Source organism: Paenibacillus hamazuiensis, from assembly GCF_023276405.1.
In the GTDB taxonomy this organism is placed as follows: Bacteria; Bacillota; Bacilli; order Paenibacillales; family NBRC-103111; genus Paenibacillus_AF; species Paenibacillus_AF hamazuiensis.
The window spans coordinates 133875-156191 of the sequence record NZ_JALRMO010000001.1; the positions used below are offsets into that span (position 1 = coordinate 133875).

At 53.5% G+C, this 22317-nt stretch carries 17 protein-coding genes; 16 read left to right on the forward strand and 1 reads right to left on the reverse strand.

Features of this window, described 5'->3' with window-relative positions:
• Positions 1 to 36 precede the first annotated feature (36 nt).
• A complete protein-coding gene (locus tag MYS68_RS00535) occupies positions 37 to 1365 on the forward strand; it encodes a DRTGG domain-containing protein (protein WP_248923944.1) in 1329 nt (442 codons plus the stop codon).
• Between the two features lie 115 nt (positions 1366 to 1480).
• Here MYS68_RS00535 and MYS68_RS00540 read toward each other — a convergent pair whose 3' ends face one another.
• Positions 1481 to 2389: a helix-turn-helix domain-containing protein gene (locus tag MYS68_RS00540; RefSeq protein ID WP_248923945.1), complete on the reverse strand. Its 909-nt coding sequence runs from the start codon at positions 2387 to 2389 to the stop codon at positions 1481 to 1483.
• A 244-nt stretch (positions 2390 to 2633) separates the two neighbouring features.
• On the opposite strand from MYS68_RS00540, the gene MYS68_RS00545 reads away from it, so the two are divergent.
• The 15 genes from MYS68_RS00545 to MYS68_RS00610 all read left to right on the forward strand — a co-directional run bounded on the left by MYS68_RS00545 (position 2634) and on the right by MYS68_RS00610 (position 22306).
• Entirely contained in the window at positions 2634 to 3599 is a 966-nt protein-coding gene (locus MYS68_RS00545; RefSeq protein ID WP_248923946.1) for an ABC transporter permease, read from the forward strand.
• 18 nt (positions 3600 to 3617) lie between these two features.
• Positions 3618 to 4514, forward strand: a complete 897-nt coding sequence (locus MYS68_RS00550; RefSeq protein WP_248923947.1) for a carbohydrate ABC transporter permease — start codon at positions 3618 to 3620, stop codon at positions 4512 to 4514.
• Positions 4515 to 4599: 85 nt separating this feature from the next.
• The gene (locus MYS68_RS00555; protein ID WP_248923948.1) at positions 4600 to 6264 is read left to right on the forward strand and encodes an extracellular solute-binding protein; all 1665 of its coding nucleotides are present in this window, start codon (positions 4600 to 4602) and stop codon (positions 6262 to 6264) included.
• A gap of 63 nt (positions 6265 to 6327) precedes the next feature.
• Positions 6328 to 7254 carry a sugar phosphate isomerase/epimerase family protein gene (locus MYS68_RS00560; protein ID WP_248923949.1) on the forward strand — a complete coding sequence of 309 codons (927 nt, stop codon included), beginning with the start codon at positions 6328 to 6330 and terminating at the stop codon, positions 7252 to 7254.
• Between the two features lie 51 nt (positions 7255 to 7305).
• Positions 7306 to 8253, forward strand: a complete 948-nt coding sequence (locus MYS68_RS00565; RefSeq protein ID WP_248923950.1) for an NAD-dependent epimerase/dehydratase family protein — start codon at positions 7306 to 7308, stop codon at positions 8251 to 8253.
• Entirely contained in the window at positions 8250 to 9137 is an 888-nt protein-coding gene (locus MYS68_RS00570) for a sugar phosphate isomerase/epimerase family protein (RefSeq protein WP_248923951.1), read from the forward strand. Before MYS68_RS00565 ends, MYS68_RS00570 begins: the two co-directional genes overlap by 4 nt.
• Before the next feature lie 406 nt (positions 9138 to 9543).
• The gene (locus MYS68_RS00575) at positions 9544 to 11370 is read left to right on the forward strand and encodes an APC family permease (protein ID WP_248923952.1); all 1827 of its coding nucleotides are present in this window, start codon (positions 9544 to 9546) and stop codon (positions 11368 to 11370) included.
• Positions 11371 to 11411: 41 nt separating this feature from the next.
• A complete protein-coding gene (locus MYS68_RS00580) occupies positions 11412 to 12743 on the forward strand; it encodes a spore germination protein (protein WP_248923953.1) in 1332 nt (443 codons plus the stop codon).
• The gene (locus MYS68_RS00585) at positions 12736 to 13821 is read left to right on the forward strand and encodes a GerAB/ArcD/ProY family transporter (RefSeq protein ID WP_248923954.1); all 1086 of its coding nucleotides are present in this window, start codon (positions 12736 to 12738) and stop codon (positions 13819 to 13821) included. The genes MYS68_RS00580 and MYS68_RS00585 overlap by 8 nt, the downstream gene beginning before the upstream one ends.
• Entirely contained in the window at positions 13818 to 14900 is a 1083-nt protein-coding gene (locus tag MYS68_RS00590) for a Ger(x)C family spore germination protein (protein ID WP_248923955.1), read from the forward strand. The genes MYS68_RS00585 and MYS68_RS00590 overlap by 4 nt, the downstream gene beginning before the upstream one ends.
• Before the next feature lie 253 nt (positions 14901 to 15153).
• Positions 15154 to 15231 (forward strand): potassium-transporting ATPase subunit F, encoded by a 78-nt coding sequence (locus MYS68_RS39005; protein WP_420852196.1) that lies wholly within the window; start codon positions 15154 to 15156, stop codon positions 15229 to 15231.
• Between the two features lie 47 nt (positions 15232 to 15278).
• Complete coding sequence (gene kdpA / locus MYS68_RS00595) at positions 15279 to 16952, forward strand: potassium-transporting ATPase subunit KdpA (protein ID WP_248930768.1); 1674 nt, start codon at positions 15279 to 15281, stop codon at positions 16950 to 16952.
• A 30-nt stretch (positions 16953 to 16982) separates the two neighbouring features.
• Positions 16983 to 19025, forward strand: a complete 2043-nt coding sequence (gene kdpB / locus MYS68_RS00600) for a potassium-transporting ATPase subunit KdpB (protein WP_248923956.1) — start codon at positions 16983 to 16985, stop codon at positions 19023 to 19025.
• A 23-nt stretch (positions 19026 to 19048) separates the two neighbouring features.
• On the forward strand, positions 19049 to 19612 hold the full coding sequence (gene kdpC / locus MYS68_RS00605; protein WP_248923957.1) for a potassium-transporting ATPase subunit KdpC: 564 nt from the start codon (positions 19049 to 19051) through the stop codon (positions 19610 to 19612).
• A 369-nt stretch (positions 19613 to 19981) separates the two neighbouring features.
• Positions 19982 to 22306, forward strand: coding sequence for a histidine kinase (locus MYS68_RS00610; RefSeq protein ID WP_248923958.1), 2325 nt, complete (start codon positions 19982 to 19984; stop codon positions 22304 to 22306).
• Positions 22307 to 22317: the final 11 nt, after the last annotated feature.

A 22317-nucleotide genomic window follows, 5' to 3' on the forward strand; every position in this document is an offset into this window, starting at 1 on the left:
TTTGAAACAGGATATAACAATTCGAGGTGTAGCCTAATGCAGGCAGGGAATTCGGAGCTCCAAACCAAATACGAGAAAATTACCCAATATATTCAATCCTTGAGCGTCGGCACCCGCTTGTCCGTCCGGCAAATGGCCGAAGACCTTGACGTCAGCGAAGGGACCGCATACCGCGCGATCAAGGAAGCGGAGAACCTCGGCCTCGTCAGCACGAAGCGAAGGATCGGGACAATCCGGGTCGAGAAGAAAGAGGAGCGCCAGATCGACAAATTGACGTTCGCCGAAATCGTCAACGTGGTCGAAGGCGTCGTGCTCGGCGGCTCGGCGGGTCTCGGCAAGACGCTGAACAAATTCGTGATCGGCGCCATGCAGCTCGAAGCGATGATCAAATACATCGAGCGGGATAATCTTCTGATCGTCGGCAACCGCGTGCAGGCGCATATGTGCGCTTTGGGGCAAGGGGCGGGCGTGCTTATTACCGGCGGGTTCGATACGACACCCGAGGTGAAGGAGCTGGCCGACGAGCTTGCCCTGCCCATTATCGGCTGCACGTACGATACGTTTACGGTGGCGACGATGATCAACCGGGCGATCGAGGACAGGCTGATCAAGAAGCAGATCATGCGGGTGGAGGACATCATTCGCAAGGATGCCCCCGTTTATTCCTTGAAGGAAACCGATACGGTCAAGGATATGCAGAAGCTTGTGGAAAAAACGACGCATACCCGTTACCCCGTCGTCGACAACGACCGGAAGCCCGTGGGCATGATCACGACCAAGGATATTATCGGCACGAAACCCGGCCAATCGATCGGCTCGCTTATGACCTCGAATCCGCTGACGATCAGCGTCAAAGCTTCCGTTGCTTCCGCCGGCCACATGATGGTTTGGGAAGGGATCGAACTGCTTCCCGTCGTCGGCACGGACCATCGGATGATCAGCGTGATCAGCCGCAAGGATGTCATGAAGGCGATGCAGCTCATGCAGAAGCAGCCGCAGCACGGGGAAACGTACGAGTACCAAATATGGTCGGGATTTGAAGAGCTCAGGGACAAAGACGGCAAGCTTTATTTCCGGGGCGCGATCACCCCGCCGATGATCAATTTCGAAGGGATCGTATCCGAAGGCGTCCTGTCTACATTGATGACCCGGGCGGCTTACCGTGCGGTTCACGAGCACAAGAAAGGCGACCTTATCGTGGACAGCTCGTCGCATTACTTTCTGGTGCCGCTGCAGATCGACGACGAAATCGACATCGTTCCCGTCATCATCGAGTTGAGCCGGCGGTTTTGCAAAATCGATATCGAAATGGTATGCAAAGGCACCCGCGTAGCCAGAGGCATGCTGACAGCCCGGATATTGTAATTAAACTCACCGGGGAATCCCCCTCTCCCCTATCCAGGGATTCATCTGGAAGTCGGTTTTTTTTTGGACAGTCTGAAGGCCCTTTCCGGGCCTTCTTTTTTTTCGCGCAACCATGTCACTCCTTTCCCAACGCCTTTTGCTTGAAAGAGGCCGGCGAAGTGCCTGTCCAGCGCTTGAACTGCCTGCTGAAATGGGCGATATCGCGGTAGCCGAGCAGCTCGGCGACATGGTCGATCTTCAAATCTTTCTGTCTCAGCAAATGCTGGGCTTTCTGAAGCATCAGGGAGGAGAGATATTGGCGCGGCGACATATGGTAGCGCTTCTTGAACACCCGGTTGCAGTAGGAGAGGCTGATGCCTAATTCTTCGGCGATATCGTCAATCCGCGCCCGTTCCGTGGCAGCAAAGCCGTGGATGTGCGACCGCTTGATCATGACTTCAATTCGATTCGCAATGTGCCGGGCGAGCCGGTCGTTCTCCGCCGGTTCGGCTTCCGCAGGCTCCTGCTGGGCATGCTCTTCGGCGATGGAGCCGAACAATCGGAACAGCTCGGACAACATGGACCATCGGTCGCGGATTTGCCGGGAGGCCGGCATTTTGGAATATTCGATCAGGCGGCCCAGCTGCGGCAGCAGCCGGCGGGTCAGCGCAGAGCCGGACGGGTATAACGAATGGCGGAAATGATTCAGCAGCGGCAGCAGCTGGCGGTCGTCAATCTGGAAATGAAGGCAAAAGTAAGTGAACTCCTTGCCGTCCCCGGAACGGTTGAAATGTACCTCGCCGGGACGAATGAATATCATGTCGCCCGCCTGCTGGTCAAACGTTCTTCCGTTTACGGTAAATTCCTGGCACCCTTCGATCAAATAGTTGATTTCATACTGAAAATGTTCGTGGGACGGGTAAAACCAGGTTCCTTTTACGCGGCGCACATGCATGCTGAACAGATGCAGATTGCTTTGGATATCGTGCGCGAAATACTCCTCCAGGGTGAAGTCTGCAAGCCTCGGCATGTTCATATTAACCATAAGATACACCTTCCCATGAGTCCTTATAATTAATAACGCTGCCTTGCCATATGCGGGGTATCGGGGTCAGGTTCATTTTGGGTAACAAACGATTCAACTATGGGTATGTTCGCTTGTGCGAGAAGACGATAAACTTAATACAGTGTTTGAACTAAGTGTATCATGTAACCGCTGTCAATTACAAATATAAGTAACGAATAGAAAAATATGACTTCTATACTTTTTGCACGGGAGGCTCCGTTTTATGGAACAAACGGCTTCGGAGGCTATCGCGAGACCAGGCGCCGCTTTGAGAAAAGAACGCATTCTGCTGAAGCGAATGAGGCACGATTATCAGCTGTACTTGCTCTTGCTGCTGCCGATCGTCTGGCTCGTTATTTTTCAATACGTTCCGATGGCCGGCGTACAGCTCGCCTTCAAAAACTTCAGAATCATGGAAGGGATATGGGGAAGCCCGTGGATCGGCTTCGATCATTTCGAGCGTTTTTTTAACTCTCCGCAGTTTACCCGGGTTGTCGGAAATACGATTCTCATCAGCCTGTATGAGCTGATTGCCGGTTTCCCGCTGCCGATCATGCTGGCGCTGGCCTTGAATGCGACGTTAAGAACGAAGTTCAAGACGGCGGTGCAGTTTGTCACCTACATGCCTTTCTTCATTTCTACGGTCGTGATGGTCGGCATGATCCTGCAGTTTCTCAATCCGCGCATCGGCATCGTCAATATGGCCATCGGGTTGTTCGGCGGGGAGCCCGTTAACTTTATGGGCGATCCGTCCTGGTTCAAGTCCGTCTATGTGTGGTCCGGCATTTGGCAGACGACAGGCTGGGGGACCATTATTTATTTGGCGGCGTTGTCGGGAATCAGTCCGGAAATTCACGAGGCGGCGACGATTGACGGCGCCAGCCGGCTGCAGCGGGTATGGCATATCGATCTTCCCGGCATTGCGCCGACGATCGTGACGCTGCTTATTTTGAATGCGGGGTCGATTATGGGCATCGGGTTCGAAAAAATATATTTGATGCAAAATCCGCTGAATATCGCTTCTTCCGAGGTCATCTCCACCTACGTGTATTCGGTCAGCTTGGCGTCTAGCGCCCCGAATTACGCCTACGCGACGGCAATCGGCTTGTTCAACTCCGTCGTCAATATGATTTTGATATTGCTCGTCAATCAGATCGCCAAAAAAGTAGGGGAAACCAGCTTATGGTAACTTCAAGGAGGTCTGCCCATGAAGACAAATCGCACCGCTTTAACGAATGCGGATAAAATTTTTTACTCCGTCAACGACCTGATTTTGCTGTTTGCCCTCTGCATCGTGCTGTATCCGCTCATTTACATGTTCAGCGCCTCGGTAAGCGACAGGCTGGCCGTCGTATCGGGGAAGGTGTTTTTATGGCCGGTCGATTTTTCCCTTGAGGGGTATGCCGCCATCTTCAAGGACCCGCGCATACTGCCCGCCTATGCGAATACCGTCTATTACACGGTGATCGGCACCGTCATCAACGTGGCGCTCACGATCATGGCCGCCTATCCGCTGTCGCGGAAAACGATGGTCGGCCGAAACGTGCTGATGTATTTGTTTGCCTTCACGATGATCTTTCACGGGGGGCTCATCCCCAATTATTTGTTAATGAAGGACCTGGGCCTCATCGACTCCAGATGGGCGTTAATACTGCCGGGGGCGATCGCCGTCTGGAACATGATCATCGCGCGCACCTTTTTCCAAACGACGATCAGCCAGGAGCTGTTCGAGGCCGCCTCCATGGACGGATGCTCGCATTTCCGGTTTTTGTGGAGCATCGTGCTGCCGCTCTCTAAGGCTATCATCGCCGTGCTTGTGCTGTTTTACGGCATCTCGCACTGGAACGCCTATTTCAACGCTTTTATTTATTTGAAAAGCAAAAGTTTGTTTCCGCTGCAAATCGTACTTCGCGATATCCTGATTCAGAACGAAATCGATCCGAGCACGATCACCGACCCCGAATCGATGACGAAGAAGCAAGGGCTGGCCGATCTGCTGAAATATTCCGTCATCATTGTCGCCAGCTTGCCGGTATGGCTTGTCTATCCGTTTGTGCAGAAGCATTTTGTCAAAGGCGTGATGATCGGTTCGATTAAAGGATGAGGCCGGGCAGTTGGCCTGCTCTTCGCAAGGTAGAGGCGGAGGCCGGCATAATTGTATAGATCCACTATCGAGGGGTGAAAGCGGGATGAAGAAAAAAAGATATTACACCGGCGGGGTATCCGCGCTGCTGTGCGTTTCCATGCTGCTTGCCGCGTGCAGCGGGGGCGGCGGTTCGGGGGATTCCTCCAATCCCAAGGACTCGGCGAACGTATCGGCACCGGGAGCGCTGCCGATTTCCAAGGAAAAGGTCACCATTACGGTGACGGTTCCGTCCAGCCCGACCGTGCTGTCCTGGGATTACGGGAAAAATGAGCTGACTACGTGGCTGGAAGATCAGACGAACGTGCATATCAACTGGAACTTCTATCCGGCGGCCGATGCGAAGACGAAGCTGAACCTGGAGCTTTCGTCGGGAGGGGATTTGGGCGATCTGATCATGGGCAACTTCGGCCTGGATAACTCCGCGCTGGCGACATACGGCACGCAGGGGGTCATCCGCAAGGTTGAGGATCTGGTGGAAAAGCACGGCGTGAACGTGAAAAAAATGTATCAGGAATACCCGAATATCAAGATGGCCACGACAGCCCCGGACGGGCACGTGTACGGCTTCCCGCAGGTCGGCATCTGCTACAACTGCGACCGGGCGATGCGGTTTTGGGTCAATAAAAGCTTCCTGAAAGCGCTGAATATGAAGGTGCCGACGACAACGGACGAGTTGTACGAATATTTGAAGGCGGTGAAGGAAAAGGACCCGAACGGAAACGGCAAAAAAGATGAGATCGGCATCGTCGGCTCGCCGAAAAGCTGGTTCGCCAAAGTCGATCAATTCATTATGAACGCGTTTACGTATCAGGATTCGAACGGGCTTTACGTAAAGGACGACAAGGTGGTCGCAGCGTTTACGACGCAGGATTGGAGAGACGGCATCCGCTACTTGAATAAGCTGTACAGGGAAGGGCTGATCGACCAATCGTCCTTTACCAACGATGAGGCGCAGCTCAAGCAGATGGTCGAGCTGAACGGCGGAAATACGGTCGGCGCCGTCCCGAACGGCGGTCCGCATGCTTTTGCCGCGCAGGATTTGACGAGATTGAACTACGAGATCGTACCTCCGCTTAAGGGGCCCAAAGGGTTTCAAACCGCATATTTCAATGAATTCGGCATTGTCGGAAGCTATCAGTTTGTCATTCCGGCCGCTTCCAAGCATCCGGACGCGGTGATGAAGCTGATCGATTTCATGTATTCCCACGAAGCTTTTCTGCGGAGCCGTTACGGGGTGCCGGGAGTGAACTGGGAAATTCCGAAGGGGACGACGGCGGCCAACGGCGGGCCCGCGCAGTTCAAGCTGATCGGCAAAGATTTATGGCAGGAGCCGCAAAATGTGCACTGGCAGGGAGCCAACACGGCATGGCCGCCTTTCGGCTCCGATTCGCGGGAGATGCTGCCCGAGGGCCGCTTCGATCTGGAAAAAGTTTTGTTCGATGCGGCGAAGCTGTACGACAAATATGCGGCCAAGGTGTCGGTGCCGAAGTTTTTCTTCGAGCCTAATACGGCCACCCGGTTTAACGATCTGAAGACGGAAATCAATAAAAAGCTGGAAGCGGCCATCGCCGACTTTATCGTCGGCAATCAGGATATCGAGAAGGATTGGGATAAATTTCAGGCGGAGCTGAAAGCTCTGGGGCTTGACGAGTACATGTCGATCATGCAGAAGGAATACGACGCCAAATGGAAGGGCAGCAAAAAATAAGCCGCGTACCGGGGGATCGGCCGCATCCGATCCCCCGGAGGCTTACAATAAGGAGATGATCGCGTGCTGAAACGGCATACGGACGAGGAACCCGATTCCGCTCTGAAATTAAAAATACGCTCCATGAAAGTCGGGTTCACCGGAAGCTTTTATCCTGTTCCGGACGGGGTGGATCAGGAGGCTGCGGCGGAGTGGCAGCTGCGGAGAGCGGCGGAGCTTGGATGCGAGGTGCTGCAGGTCCGGCACCTTCCGAAGGAACGCTCCGGGCTTGAGGAGCTCGGACGGCTCGCGCAGTCGCTGGCCGTCGAATTGGAGATGTCCGTGCCCGGAGCGTTCGGGCTTGCCGGCCCGTTTGCCGATCCGGATGCCAAAGCGATGTTCGTGCAGGGCATGGAGCAAGCCAAGCTGCTCGGCATGCCGGTCGTGCGGACCGCCTACGGCCGGCTCAAGGCGGCGACCAGCAGGTTTAACCGCAGCATGTCCGTCCGGGACCATCTGGATGCGCTGCTTCCTTCCCTTAAGGAAGCGGCGCGAATCGCCGGGGATGCCGGCATCTTGCTTGCGGTCGAAAACCATTGCGATTTTACCGGCCGCGAGCTGGCCCATTTGCTGGATGCGGTCGATTCTCCGCTTGTAGGCGCGGCGCTCGACACGGCAAACGGCTTTACCGTATTTTGCGATCCGAACGAAGACATCGAGGCGCTGGCGCCTTATGCGTTTACGACCCATATGAAAGATATGGTCGTCGTCGATTCGCCGGTGAGAGGATTGATCCCGTTTACCGCGTTCGGCTGTCCGCTTGGAAGCGGGCACGTCGATATTCCAAGGGCGCTGCAATTGCTGGCGGGAAGCAGTCCGCATGCGGAAGGTTTGCATCTGATCATCGAGCCCGGCTGGATGAGGTGGGAGCAGGACCGGGATGTGAAGGAACAGGAGGCTGAGTTTTTCCGGCACGGCATCGAATTTTTAAAAGCGCTGCAGCACGAATAGGCTTAACTTGAATAAGCCGCTTAAAGAAGCTTTTAAGGGGAGTGAAAACGAATGAAAAACGTATTGGTTACGGGCGGCAGTGGCCGTCTCGGGCGTTACGTGATCGAGTACCTGCTGGAGCGAAACTACCGGGTGACCGGATTCGACTGTGCAGCCCCGGATGCGGCGGATTACCCGGCTGGCGTGCCGTTCGTGAAGGGAGATTTGACCGATCCGGGCGACTGCATGCGGGCGGTTTCGCTTTCCGAAGCGGAGGCGATCGTTCATCTTGCGGCCATCCCGTACGACACCGATCTCCATCCGGGGCAGTCCCGCATCCAGAGGCTGCCGGAGGATGAGACGATGAAGGTGAATACGATGGGGACGTATTATTTGATGGACGCAGCCAGAAGGTTCAAGCATGTGAAAACCGTCGTTATGGCGTCCTCCTATTATACGCTCGGACTTGGGAGAAGAATCAGCGGCACGCCGTTTCAGGTCGATTATTTGCCGATCGACGAGGATCATCCGAACCGTCCGGAGGATACGTATGCTTTGTCGAAAATGATCGGCGAGGAAATATTGAAAACGTACAGCAGAGCATACGGCATCCGGACCGTCGCTTTCCGCCTGCAGGGCATCGACTGGCCGTCCCGCAAAAGCGATTATAAATACGGCGATGCGCTGGAGCCAAGAACCGTTCCCAAGGGCGGGCCGGTCGTTACGACGTACCAGTATTTGGACCCCAGGGATGCGGCGCAAGCTTTTCAATTGGCCATCGAAGCGGAGCATCTGGAGCCGTTCGAAGCGTTTTATCTGCTGACCGACAGCCGCCACTCGGAGGAGACGAAACATTTTGCCGCCAAGGTGTGGCCGGAGCTTAAGGAGATGGCCGCTCATTTGGAGGGGACCGAGGGGATTATCACCTGCAAAAAGTTGCGCGAAAAACTCGGCTACGAGCCGAAGTATTCCTGGCGCAATCAGCCGGAAACAGTCAAGGAGGCTCAGACGACGCCATGACAAATCGGATCCGGTTCGGACATACCGCCATCACGTGGGACAATTCGGACATAGAGTCGGCCATTCCGGCCATCGCTTCGTGCGGCTATTGGGGTACGGAGACATTCGGCTGGGTGCTGGAGGAGTGGGAGGCGAGCGGCCGGGATTTACCCGGGCTGATGGGGCGGCACGGGCTGCAGCTTACATCGCTGTACTGCCACCTGGATCTTGTCGATCCGAACGTGCGGCAGGAGGAGATCGGCAAGGTGCTGCAGTGGGTGGAGATGTACAAGAAATTCGCCGGACCGGTCGTCATCATCGGGGGCAAAATGGTCCATCGTCCTTCGTTTTCATTAACCGATCATTTGGCCGATGTAGTTGCGACGATCAACGAATTGGCCGAACGAATTGCAGACCGGGGCTTGCTCTGCTGCTTTCATCCGCATACCGGAACTCCGGTGGAAACGGAAGAGGAGATCCACCGCGTGATGAATGCGCTGGACAGCCGTTATGCCGCCTTTGCCCCCGATACCGGGCAAATCGCCAAAGGCGGTTCGGAACCGCTTGGCATTATAAAGGAATACCGTGAGCTGATCCGCATCGTTCATGTTAAGGATTACATCGGCGGACCTATCGAGCATGACGCGCAGGGGAGGGAAATCGACAAAACCGGGTTTCTCGGTTACACCCCGCTTGGGCAGGGAAGCGTCGATATCAAAGGGATTTTGCAGTATTTGGAAAATTCCGGCTACACAGGTTACGCCCATGTGGAATTGGACGGCAACCAGTGGAGCCCGACCCGCAAGGGCAATCCGATGTTGCCGCCGCTGGAGGCAATACAGACGAGCAAAAGCTACCTGCAGCAGCTCGGCTATTCGAATTTCAAAACCGATATACCGACATAGCGGTATTTGCACATTTTCAAAGGCGGTACGTAAACTCTTCGGGGAATACCCCTCCCCTTCTATCAAGGGATTCATCTTGAAGTGGAGTATTTCAACAGTCTGTTTCGGCAAGCGTATGCTTGCCGATTTTTTGTTTTTTATTCCCCTGTACATGCAACATCGGCGTCGGACCTTTCGTTGGAATAAGTAGGGATTTTTAATAACCGGAGGGGGCGGATTTGAAGAAAATGATATGGATGATGGCGGCATTACTTTCGCTGACGGCGTTTGGTGGATGGATGAGCAAGTCCCGAACCAGTCCCGGGGCGACGCTTTTTACTACTTTGTTCTGAAAGTGGATTGAACGGGAGCGTGTTTGATCGCCGCAATTGGGCATAATACCCATAAAAATGTTGGCGGTGAAACCATGTTTTCCTACCTGAAAAGATTACTGATCGGAAGGCCGCTGAAGTCGACGGAACTAGGGGAGCAGAAAATCAGCAAAACGAAGGCTCTGGCCATCCTTTCCTCGGATGCGTTATCTTCGGTTGCATACGGTCCGGAGCAAATTCTGATCGTCCTGATTTCGGTTGGCGTCGCAGCGTTCTGGTATTCCATCCCGATTGCGGTCGGGGTCTTGATCCTGCTAGTGGCGCTTATATTATCTTATCGGCAGGTGATCTTCGCTTATCCTCATGGCGGGGGAGCTTACGTGGTATCCAAGGAAAATCTCGGCATGTATCCCGGATTGATTGCCGGCGGATCGCTGCTTGTGGACTACATTTTAACGGTTGCGGTGAGTGTGTCTGCGGGAACGGATGCCATTACGTCGGCTTTTCCCGCGCTGCATGCCCATACCGTCGGCATAGCCGTTTTGTTCGTCATTTTGATTACCATATTGAATTTGCGGGGTGTTACGGAGTCCGCTTCCATTTTAGCCTATCCGGTTTATTTATTCGTTTTGGCTTTATTTATATTGATTGGAGCGGGTATTTATCAAATCGCTGCCGGTAGCGTACCGCCCGATCTGCACGCCCCTATCGGTACCCCGATCGCCGGTATCAGCCTGTTTTTGCTGCTCAGGGCATTCGCCTCGGGAAGCTCGGCTTTAACCGGCGTAGAGGCCATTTCGAATGCCATTCCGAACTTCAAAGATCCTGCCCCGAATAACGCGGCGAAAACGCTGCTCGCGATGGGGGCTTTGCTCGCTTTGCTGTTTTCGGGAATCGTTTATTTGGCTTATTACTACGGTGTTGCTCCCAAGGAGGAAGTGACCGTTCTTTCGCAGATCGCCGAACGGACATTTGGGCGGAACTTTATGTACTTCTTCATTCAAGGAACAACGGCGTTAATCTTGATTCTTGCCGCCAACACCGGGTATTCCGCCTTCCCGCTGCTTGCGGTAAACCTGGCCAAAGATAAATTTATTCCAAGAATGTTCACCATCCGAGGGGACCGGCTCGGATATTCGAACGGCATTATTTTTCTCGGCGTGTTATCGATTCTTTTAATCATCGGCTTTAAAGGGCAAACGGAACACCTTATCCCCCTTTATGCCGTCGGGGTGTTTATCCCCTTTACCCTTGCCCAGACGGGAATGATCTTAAAATGGGTTCGCCAAAAGCCGAGGGGATGGCAACCCAAATTAATGATCAACACGGTAGGCGCCCTGATCAGTCTGGTCGTGAGCCTTATGTTCTTTTTGACCAAGTTTGCGCAAGTATGGTCCGTGCTGGTTTTCCTGCCTTTGATCATTTTGCTCTTTCATCGGATTAAAAAGCACTATGACGCCGTTGGCGACCAGTTAAGGATTACGGAATGCGCAGAAACTCTTCCTATCGAGGGCAATGTTTTCATCCTGCCTGTTGCCGGCGTCACGCGGGTGGTGGAAAATTCGTTAAAATACGTAAAATCTCTTTCGCCCGACCAAATCATCGCGGTTTACGTTCCGTTCGAAAGGGAAGAGGAAGCGATATTTGAAGAAAAGTGGGGAAAGTGGCAGCCGGACGTAAGGCTGGTTACGCTGCATTCCCCGTACAGAAGCATTATTAATCCGCTGTCCAAGTTTATCGATACGGTTCAGCGGAGAGCCGGCGAGTCGAACTACCATGTGACAGTGGTAATTCCGCAGTTTATTCCCAAAAAAGCTTGGCATAACATCCTGCACAACCAGTCCAGCTTGCTTATTCGCGCTTACTTGCTGCGCCGCAGAGACGTGGTCGTAACAACCGTGCCGTATCATTTAACAAAATAGGTGAATACTAGCAGATTATCAGCAACAGGAAGTGACCCGACTTGGAACTATTGGAACGTTTGCAGTCAAGACAGAAGCAGGATGCCGATTTGTTTCTTCATCGAATGCTGCTTGCCCGCCAGCCGGTCACGCTCACAGGATACAAATCGCTGATCGATTTGCCCCATACGATGATGCTGCTTCAGCAGCAGGCTCAAAATGCCGTCGCCGAAGATCGGCCTTTGTTTGCTTTGGCAAGCGGAATCGGCGAATATATGAACGATGCGGACGAGCAAGCCGTGATCGCGGCAATATCGGAAGGGAATTTGGTTGTTTTTCCGGACGGTTCCGATATGACCTTCAAGCTCACACCGGTAAACCGTACGTTATCCCGTTCCATTGAAGCGCCGACGACCGAAAACGTGCTGCGCGGTTCGATCAGCGCTTTCATCGAAGATATCGATACGAATCTCGGGATCCTGAAAAAACAATTCATTTCCGACAAATTGCGAATACAGTCGTATTGGGTAGGAACTGATCAGCGCAGACGAGCGATCATCTTGTACACGGAGGGCAAAGCAAGCTCTAAATTCAATCATGATTTAATTCAAAAAATCGAATCCAATTTAGACAAAGACATTCCTAACCTGCAAGCGCTGGCCCATGTGCTGGGATTCTCCAAATGGGTGCTCGCTCCCGGCTTCAACACGACGGAACTGCCCCAAAATGCCGCCTGGGCGCTCGGACAAGGGAAAACGGTTTTGTTTCTCGACCGCTTTCCTTTCGCCATAATTATGCCGAGCGTGATTATGGATATGTTCGCTGCCGAAAATGACCATAATTTTCTTCCCATTTTCATGTTCATCATCAGGTTCTTGCGGATCATCGGCGTACTCTCCAACATGCTGATGCCCGGATTGTATGTCGCGCTCGTTTCGGTAAATCCCGACGTACTTCGCATAGAACTTGCCTTGTCGATCGCCGGCAGCCGTGAAGGCGTCCCGTATCCGGCTGTTTTCGAGACGCTGCTTCTACTCGTCATTCTGGAACTGACGCTGGAGTCAAGCGTTCGGCTTCCGAAAACAATAGGACCTACGATCACGATGGTCGGCGGCATCATTCTCGGACAGGCTGTCGTGCAGGCGCAGCTTGTCAGCAACGTTCTGATCATTATTTTAGCGGCAACGACCATTGCCAGCTTTGCGGTGGTCGGATTCAACAATGCGGTGATCATCCGATTGCCGAAATATCTGATCCTCATTTTATCGGCGATGTACGGGGTACTTGGTCTATTCGTCGGGATGATGCTTGTTTGTGCAAGCTTAGCCAGTGCGAGCGTTTTTGGAATACCTTATTTGTATAAGTGGAAAGCAAGGGAGCATTCGGATGGATAAAAGCTTGCAAGTGACGGTCATGTATCTCCTGACGCATGTGGGGCTTATTTTTTTCATGTACCCGACGGAGATTATTGAATCAGTGCCTATAGGCCATTGGAGCCCCATATTGCTGGGATTTTTGTTTCATGTCACTTTGCTCGGCATATTCACGAAAGGCTTAAGTTATTTTAAGTCCCAAAACTTGATCGATATTTTTCTCGGGGCGGGCAAAGCTTTTGCCGTCATCCTGCTTGTGCCCGTAACTTTCTACTTTTTGATGGAGATCGTTATCATGGTCCGCGCATATTCGGAAATCATCAAGATGATTTTTTTGGAGAATACGCCGATATGGGCGATAATCGCCTTGTTGCTGGCGGTAACGACGATGATTTCCTCCCTCGGCATCGAAACGGTGTTCAGAACGGGACTGCTTATTGCCGTTCTGTTTCTCCCCATATTCTTATTGGTTCTTTCCATTTCATTCCAAAATGCGGATTGGCGTTATGTTTTTCCTTTAATGGACGAACGGGCGGTTTCTTTGTCGTACGTATTGAGCCGTCCTTTCCTGCTTAGCTTGTTTGCATTCGCAGGAGGATTTACCTTTCTCGGTTTCATTCAGCCTTATATCCCTTACAAACGCCGCAGCGTAATGGGGGCCAGCGCGCTGCTTCTCCCGCTGTTTCTGATCTCGGTTTACGTCCCTTTGCTTACATTCGGACAAAACACGGTGTTCGAGCTTCAATTCCCGTTCATCACGGCGATAGATACGGTGAATATTACTTGGCTGATGTTTGACCGGGTCACGATGTTTTTCATGATTACTCTGATTTGCTTCGTTTTGCTCTTTTTTTCATTGGTCATGTGGAAGGCGACTTTGCTGATTCGGCGCGCTTTGCCTTTTATCCGGCCGATCCCGGCGAAGCTGCTGCTGGCTCTGGCTCTATTTATCCTTTGTTTGCAAATTCCGGATTTTAAAACCGTTGAACAGCTGCTTTGGTGGAACACCTTTTTGCGCCTTTATGTGACGATTGCCATTCCGTTCATCACGCTGATTTTGGGAATTCGTCATCATCGAAAAGGAGCGGTTTTTTCATGATCGCAAAGAAAGGCATTCACTATGCTCTAAAGATGCTGCTGATAGCGGGATTCCCGGTCGTCTTAGGCGGATGCTGGGACATCAAAGACATCAATCATCGAGCCTTGCCCATTGCTATGGGTCTGGAAAGCCATGATGGAGGATATAAAATCTCTTTTCTCCTCCCGAAAACGACTCAGGGCCGAACCGACGTGAGAATCGTAACCGATACAGGCGACACGATCAACAGCGTCATTGACCGGATCGGCAAAAATTTGGAGATGCAGGTCGATCTGCTTCATTTAAAAGTCATCGTGTTTGATCGGGGGTTCGCTGAACAAGGTTTAAGGGACAGCATTTCAAGTTTTATGCGTGCACGCGACGTATCCCCCAAGGCGATAGTGGCCATTACGGAAGGAAAAATGGAAACCTTGTTTCAAAAGCTGAAATCCTCATCAACGACCAGCGGAATGGAAATTTATGATTATTTTGAAAAAAGCGCCGGGTGGACGCCTCAAGTGGCGCAAACGCGAATTTGGGAAGTTTTTCGAAGTCTTAATTCCTACACGCGCGACGTCGTCATTCCCATCGTCGAAGCAGGCCAAACGACGGCCATTGCAAGCACCGGCTCGGCTGTGATAAAAAATGCAAAGATGGTTGACCGGATTACCCCGGACGAAACCCTGTTGTTCAATGTTTACCATGGATTAAGCTCGCAAGGGAAAATCGAAGTTATGGCCCATGCATCGGTATTGATCGTAGCGGACAAGCTGACGCACAGATCTTCTTTTGAAGGGAACAAACCGGTTTTAAACAGTCGGATGACCCTGAACGTTACCGTTCAAGAAACAAAGGGATCGCCGACCGTAACCATGATCAAACAGGAACTTGACGAGCTGCTCGCCCGCAGGTTGCAGCGAATGTTTCGCAAGGTTCAATCCAAAGAAGCCGATATTTTGGGATTGGGTCAATTTTTCCGTTCCAAGATTCCCCGCGATCGCCTGGAACATTGGAGGTCGGATTATTATCCGCATATGGAGTTGAATCTTAAGGTTGATTCGATTATTCAGAACGAAGGACTTCTCAAAATGAAACAGTAAGCCTTCCGGAAATCCGGAGGGTTTTTTTCATGCCCCGATTTTTATATTTTTTTTACACCTGCGGCCGAATTCTTTACCCCCTTTTTACAGCGAATCGGTTTAAGATTTCTCTATACCAAGCAAGAGTTGAGGTTATGGATGAGGAGATGAGAGGATGGTCAACGATTTGACGATGGTTTTGCTGATGGCTGCAGCATTCATCGGCTTTTGGGGTTTTATGAAATTTGCGGAAAAAAAGTAAGGAGGCGGCTGCATGCTCGTCATCGGAATCGTTGCGATTGCTTTAATTATCTACCTTGGTTTTGTGCTGGTGAAACCGGAAAAATTTTAACGGAACGGGCCGGCTTTATGGATGAAGGGGGACATTTTGCCATGGGCATGGGATTCGTGCAAGTAGCGGTTACACTTGCCATTATTTTATTGCTGGTCAAACCGGCGGGAAGCTACCTTGTGAAAGTATTCGATTACGACAAAACGGCTCTTGACCGGGTATTCGGCCCTTTCGAGCGCGGCATTTACCGACTGACGGGGGTTCGCTGGAACGAGGCGATGGGCTGGAGGGCGTATCTTGCCGCAATGCTTCTAAGCAACTTCGCGATGCTGCTGCTTATGTACCTGGTGCTCAGGCTGCAAACCTATTTGCCGCTCAATCCGGACGGGATCGGCAATATGCCGGCCGCGCAGGCGTTTAATACGGCCGTTTCTTTTATAACCAATACGAACTGGCAGTCGTACAGCGGGGAGAACGGGCTGTCATACTTGTCGCAAATGCTGGCGGTTACATTTCCGATGTTCACCTCAGCTGCGACAGGCTTCGCCGCAGCGGTCGCGTTCATTCGCGGATTGATCGGGCGCCGGGACAACCTGGGAAACTTTTACGTCGATATGGTGCGGGCGATTACACGCGTATTTTTACCGCTCAGCCTCGTTGTCGCTTTGTTCCTGGTATTCCAGGGAGTGCCGCAAACGATTCGGGGGGCTGTCGAAGCGACGACATTGGAAGGCCAAACGCAAACGATTACGCGAGGCCTGGTCGCTTCACTCGAGTCCATCAAGCATATTGGAACGAACGACGGGGGATGGTTCGGCACCAATGCGGCGCATCCGTTTGAAAATCCGACTCCGCTTGCGAACCTGGTTCATATCGTGTGCATGATGCTGCTTCCGACGTCGCTCGTCTTCGCTTTCGGGGTTATGATCAAAAACAAAAAGCAAGGCTGGGCGATTTTCGCGGCGATGAGCATCATTTTCATGGTGATGCTGACGACCGTCTTCACTGCCGAGTACCGCGGAGTGCCGGCATTGGATGCGCTCGGCGTTCACGGCAATATGGAAGGCAAGGAAGTACGGCTTGGCATATCCGAATCGGCCTTGTTCACCGTGGTGACAACTGCGGCAACGACCGGGAGCGTGAGCAGCATGCACGAATCGCTGACGCCGATGGGCGGCTTCACGGCTCTGGCCGAAATGATGCTGAACAACGTGTTCGGCGGGAAGGGCGTCGGGCTGCTCAACGGGCTGCTGTATTTGATTCTTTCCATCTTCATCTGCGGCCTCATGGTGGGGCGTACCCCGGAATTTCTCGGCAAGAAAATCGAAGGCGGGGAAGTGAAGCTCGCATCGATCGCCCTGCTGGTGCATCCGGTTATCATATTGGCGCCTACGGCGCTTGCGCTTATACGCCCGGAAGCGGTGGCGTCGATTTCCAATCCGGGCATGCACGGTCTTACCGAAGTGCTGTACGCTTTCGCATCGGGCGCCGCGAACAACGGCTCCGCTTTTGCCGGGCTTAATGTCAATACGGATTTTTACAATATCGGCATCGGGATCGTCATGCTGCTCGGGCGGTATATATCGATCATTGCAATGCTGGCCATTGCCGGGTCACTGGCGGTCAAGCGAGTCGTTCCGGTGACGGCGGGGACGCTAAGAACCGATACGCCGCTGTTTACGGGAGTTCTCGTCATGATTATTGTTGTGATCGGGGCTCTGACGTTTTTCCCGGCGCTTGCGCTCGGACCGATTGCCGAACATCTCGCGATGCTGCATTGAATACGGCGGTTAATATAGAGGAGGATTTATATGGCAGCAACCCGCAATAAAGCGATGACGAACGAAATCGTATTGCAGGCGATGGCGGATGCGTTCAAGAAGCTGAATCCGCTCGTCATGGCGAAAAATCCGGTCATGTTTATCGTGGAGGCCGGTACGGTCATTACGCTGCTTTTGTCCTTTGCCCCCGAGCTTTTCGGGGCATCCGGCGTCGGCAGGGGGTACAATATCGCCGTTTTCTTTATACTGCTGTTTACCGTGCTTTTCGGTAATTTCGCCGAGGCGCTCGCAGAAGGACGGGGAAAAGCGCAGGCGGACACGCTTCGCAAAACGAAGTCGGAAACGATGGCGAAGCTGGTGGAAAAGGACGGCAGCCTCAGGCAGGTCGCTTCGACTCAGCTCAAAAAAGGAGACATCGTCCGGGTGGATGCCGGCGAGATCATACCGACCGACGGCGAGATTGTGGAAGGGCTCGCTTCGATCGACGAATCGGCGATTACCGGCGAATCGGCGCCGGTCATCAAGGAAGCGGGCGGCGACTTCTCGTCCGTCACCGGCGGCACGAGAGTCGTCTCCGACTACATCGTCGTGAAGGTGATGACCGATCCCGGCGAATCGTTTCTCGACCGGATGATCTCGCTCGTCGAGGGTGCGAAGCGGCAGAAGACGCCGAACGAAATCGCGCTGACGACACTGCTGGCCGTTCTCACGCTCATTTTTCTTATTGTCATTATCACTATGGTTCCGATGGCGGATTATTTGGGGGTACGTCTGGATTTGGCCGCATTGATCGCACTGCTCGTTTGTTTGATCCCGACCACGATCGGCGGGCTGCTTTCCGCGATCGGCATTGCGGGGATGGATCGGGTGACGCAGTTCAACGTGCTCGCGATGTCGGGCAAGGCGGTGGAGGCGGCGGGAGATATCGATACGCTTATCCTGGATAAGACGGGGACGATCACCTACGGCAACCGGATGGCTTTCGAGTTCACCCCGGTGCAAGGCGTATCCGCCAAGGAGATGACAATTGCCGCGCTGCAGGCATCGGTCAAGGATGAAACGCCGGAAGGACGTTCCGTCGTAGAGCTGGCGGGGAAGCTGGGCGCATCGTGGGCCGCCTCCGAATATGAAGCTGCCGAGGCCGTGGAGTTCACGGCGGAAACCCGCATGTCCGGATTGAACCTGAAAAACGGCACTGTCGTTCGCAAGGGGGCGATCGATGCGATCAAGAGGTATGTTTCCGCGAAAGGAGGCAGCGTGCCGGCCGATCTCGAAGAGATTTCAAACCGTATCGCCAAGGCCGGCGGAACCCCGCTGGCGGTAGCTGTGGGCAATCGCATCTATGGCGTCATTTATTTGAAGGATACGGTAAAACCCGGGCTGAAGGAACGGTTCGAGGAGCTGCGGGCGATGGGGATCAAGTCGATCATGTGTACGGGAGATAACCCGCTGACGGCCGCCACCATCGCGCTGGAAGCCGGTGTCGACGACTTTATCGCCGAAGCGAAGCCGGAGGATAAAATTGCGGCCATCAAGAAGGAGCAGCAGGAGGGCAAATTGGTCGCCATGACCGGCGACGGCACAAACGATGCGCCGGCGCTTGCTCAGGCGGACGTGGGACTCGCCATGAACTCGGGAACGATGGCGGCCAAGGAAGCCGCCAATATGATCGACCTCGATTCCGATCCGACGAAGCTGCTGTCCGTCGTCTCGATCGGCAAGCAGCTGCTCATTACGCGCGGCGCGCTGACAACTTTTTCGATCGCCAACGATATTGCGAAATATTTTGCGATCATTCCCGCGATGTTTATTGCGGCGATGCCGCAGCTGCAGGCGCTGAACATCATGCGTCTCGCTTCGCCCGAATCGGCGATATTGTCCGCTCTGATCTTCAACGCGGTCATTATCCCGCTGCTCATCCCGATCGCGATGAAGGGCGTGAAATACCGCGCCATGTCCGCTGACAGGCTGCTTGCCCGCAACGTGCTGATTTACGGCATCGGCGGAGTGGTCGTGCCGTTCGTCGGAATCAAGCTTATCGATATGGCTCTGAACGGTTTGCACATCGTTTAAAACTGGAAGGCAGGGAATGAAAAATGAAAACGACTGTAACCGCGATCCGCGTTTCCATCGTACTTATGATATTGTGCGGGCTGATTTATCCGCTTGTAACGACCTGGCTTGCCGGGGTTTTGTTCCCGAAGCAGGCGGACGGCAGTTTAATCCGCTTGGGGGATACCGTCATCGGCTCCGAGCTGCTCGCGCAAAACGTTACATCGCCGAAGCTGTTCCACCCGAGGGAGTCGGCCGCGAAATACGATCCGACAGCCTCGGCAGGCTCCAACCGGGCGGTGGCATCGGACGATTATGCGAAGGAGATGGCCGAGCGGATCAATGAGCTGAGGAAGGAAAATCCTGTGCTGGAAGATATTCCTTCCGACCTGGTCACGACGTCCGGCTCCGGCTTCGACCCGGATCTGTCGCCCGAAGCGGCCAAGGCGCAAATCCCGAGAATCAGCCGGGCTGCCGGCATTGCGGAGCAGCAATTGCAGCAGCTCGTCGATTCGCTGACCCAGGGCCGCCAGCTCGGCATATTCGGCGAGCCGCGCGTCAATGTGTCGGCCTTGAATATCGAGTTGCTGAAACTGGTCAAGTTTTAGAAGAAAGTGAATGCTAACTGACCCATACTATATTTTTCTATATATTGATACATGGTGCCGAGGTCGGTTACGGCTCATGCGGTACGGTGTAACGGTTGCAGATGAGCTTATAGGGGCTAAATTGGTGATTTCGGAACGGTAACGGTTGCCAGAGCTGTTATTTGTGAACTTTCATTGTATGGAGAGGTACAAAATGAGAAATAAGCTCTGCTACAACCGTTACAATGCAAAAATGACGTTTTCGAGCCAAATAAGCTCGGCAGCAACCGTTAGCCTTCCTCTACGGAATCCGTTGGAACATCGTCTGCCAAACTTGAAGCGGCCGCTCTCCGTTCCGCAAAGGGGAGCGGCTTTTTAGGGGAAACGCATATGGACAACTTTCGCAGAAAAACGCCGGAGGAAATTTTTCATTCCATCTCCAGGCTTCGTCGCGGCACCTTGAAAATTTACATCGGGCCGGTGAGCGGCTCCGGCAAAACGTATCATATGCTGCGCGACGGGAACGCCCTGAAGCAGCGGGGAATCGATGTCGTGATCTGCGCCGTTTCCACGCTTCAGCGGCCGGAAACCGTAGAGCAGCTGGGCGATCTGGAACGGGTGCCGAGCATCCATTGGCGGCAAGGGGAAGCGGAGTTTAAGGATTTGAACCTCGACGTTTTGCTGGAGAGGAACCCGGAAGTGGTGCTCGCGGACGGGCTGGCTCACCGGAACCGGCCCGGAGCGCGGTTTCCGACTCGTCTGGACGATATCAAGTTTCTGCTTGCGAACGGCATCAGCGTCATCACGACGGTTAACGTGTATGAGCTGGAGGGCTATACGGAAATCGCCCGCAAGCTGACCGGAATCGATGTGAAAAATACCGTTCCCGCCGATACGTTGGAGCTTGCCGATGAGGTGCGGCTTATCGATGTGACCCCGGAAGCGATTCTTAGCCGGCTTGCGGAAGGGCACTTCAAGGTGAACAAAGATTTGTCCCTCTTCAGGCGCGGCAATTTAGGCGTCCTGAGGGAGCTCGCTCTTAGGCTCGTTGCCGGAGAAGTGAACGAGTCTCTGGAGGAGCACCGCGAGGAGATGGGGCTTGTCGGGCCATCCGGCGCCAGCGAACGTATTCTCGTATCGACGCAGTACCATTGGAACGGCTCCATCTACATCCGCCGCGGCGAGCAGATTGCCAAAAGGCTGAACGGGGATTTGCGGGTAGTCACGTTCCGCAATTTCAAGAGGCCGCTGTCCAAAGAAGCCGCGGCGTTTCGCAGAAGCATGATCAAGCTCGCCGGGAAGATCGGCTGCGGACTCGAGGAGCTGCCTTTCCGGGGCCGCCGGAGCATTCCGGATGCGTTGGTCAAGTATGCCTCCCAACATAACGTGACGCGAATCGTGATGGGACATACGAAGCATTCCCGGTGGCAGGAGCTGCGGCAAGGCTCGATCGTCAATCGGCTTCTGAGGAAGATGAGAAATATCGATTTGTTTCTCATTGCCGATCGGGCCGAACACGATGGCGAACGGATTTTGCCGGCAATACTGACGCCAAATCGTGAATTCGAAAAATACCGCCGGCTGAGCGAAGAGGAAGTCGCCGAGAAAATACACAAAATCAAACGCGGCAAGTTTAAAATATATATAGGCGCTGCGCCGGGTGTGGGCAAAACGTACACGATGCTGCGCGAAGGCAACGACTTGCTGAAAAAAGGGGTCGATGTGCGGATCGGACTGCTCGAAACCCATAACCGCAAAGAAACGACCGCTCAAATCGGATCCCTCGGCATCATTCCGCGGCAAATCATCCCGTACCGGGGCGTTGGACTGGAGGAGATGGATACGGCGGCCATTGTCCGCAGCTGTTCGGAAGTGGTGCTGATCGACGAGCTCGCCCATACGAACGTTCCGGGAAGCAAAAACCGCAAGCGCTACGAGGATGTGATGGAGATTCTAGATAGCGGGATCAACGTCATCGCCACCGTCAATGTTCAGCACCTCGAAAGCCTGAACGATGCGGTGGAGCAAATCACCGGCATACGGGTAAGGGAAACAGTGCCCGACAGCATTTTGCGTATGGCGGATGAGGTGCAGCTGATCGATGTTTCTCCGGAGGCGTTGCGGCAGCGGATGCGCGAAGGTAAAATATACGCTAAAAGCAAGATCGATCAAGCGCTGAATCATTTTTTCAAAACGGGAAATCTGATCGCCTTGCGCGAGCTGGCTCTTCGGGAAATCGCCGACGACGTCGACGAAAGATTGGAGTCGCTGGAACGGAAAAGCTCGCTTCGCGGTCCGTGGCGGAGAAAGGAACTGATTTTCGTTTGCGTCAATCTCACTCCCTGCGCCGAGCGGCTCATCCGCCGCGGTTTTCGCACGGCTTACCGGCTAAAAGCGGCCTGGTACGTCAATTATGTTCACATAGGCGGGCCGCCGACCGCAGAGCTGCAAAAAAGACTGGAGTCGCTTGAAACGTTAACTGCCCGTCTGGGCGGCACGTTTGTCGTCCATAAAGGAGCGCATATTCGGCAAATCGCGGGGATATTATCCGGGAAAGCGGATGAAGCGGGAGCCACCCAACTGGTTATCGGTCAATCGAAGCAAAATTTGCGGAACAAGTTGCGGCAAGGTTCGTTGGTCAATCGGCTCATCCGTTTGTCTCGCCATCGGGACGTCCTGGTCGTGGCGGACTATGACCCGAACCTGGCGTTATAGTGAAGGGAAAA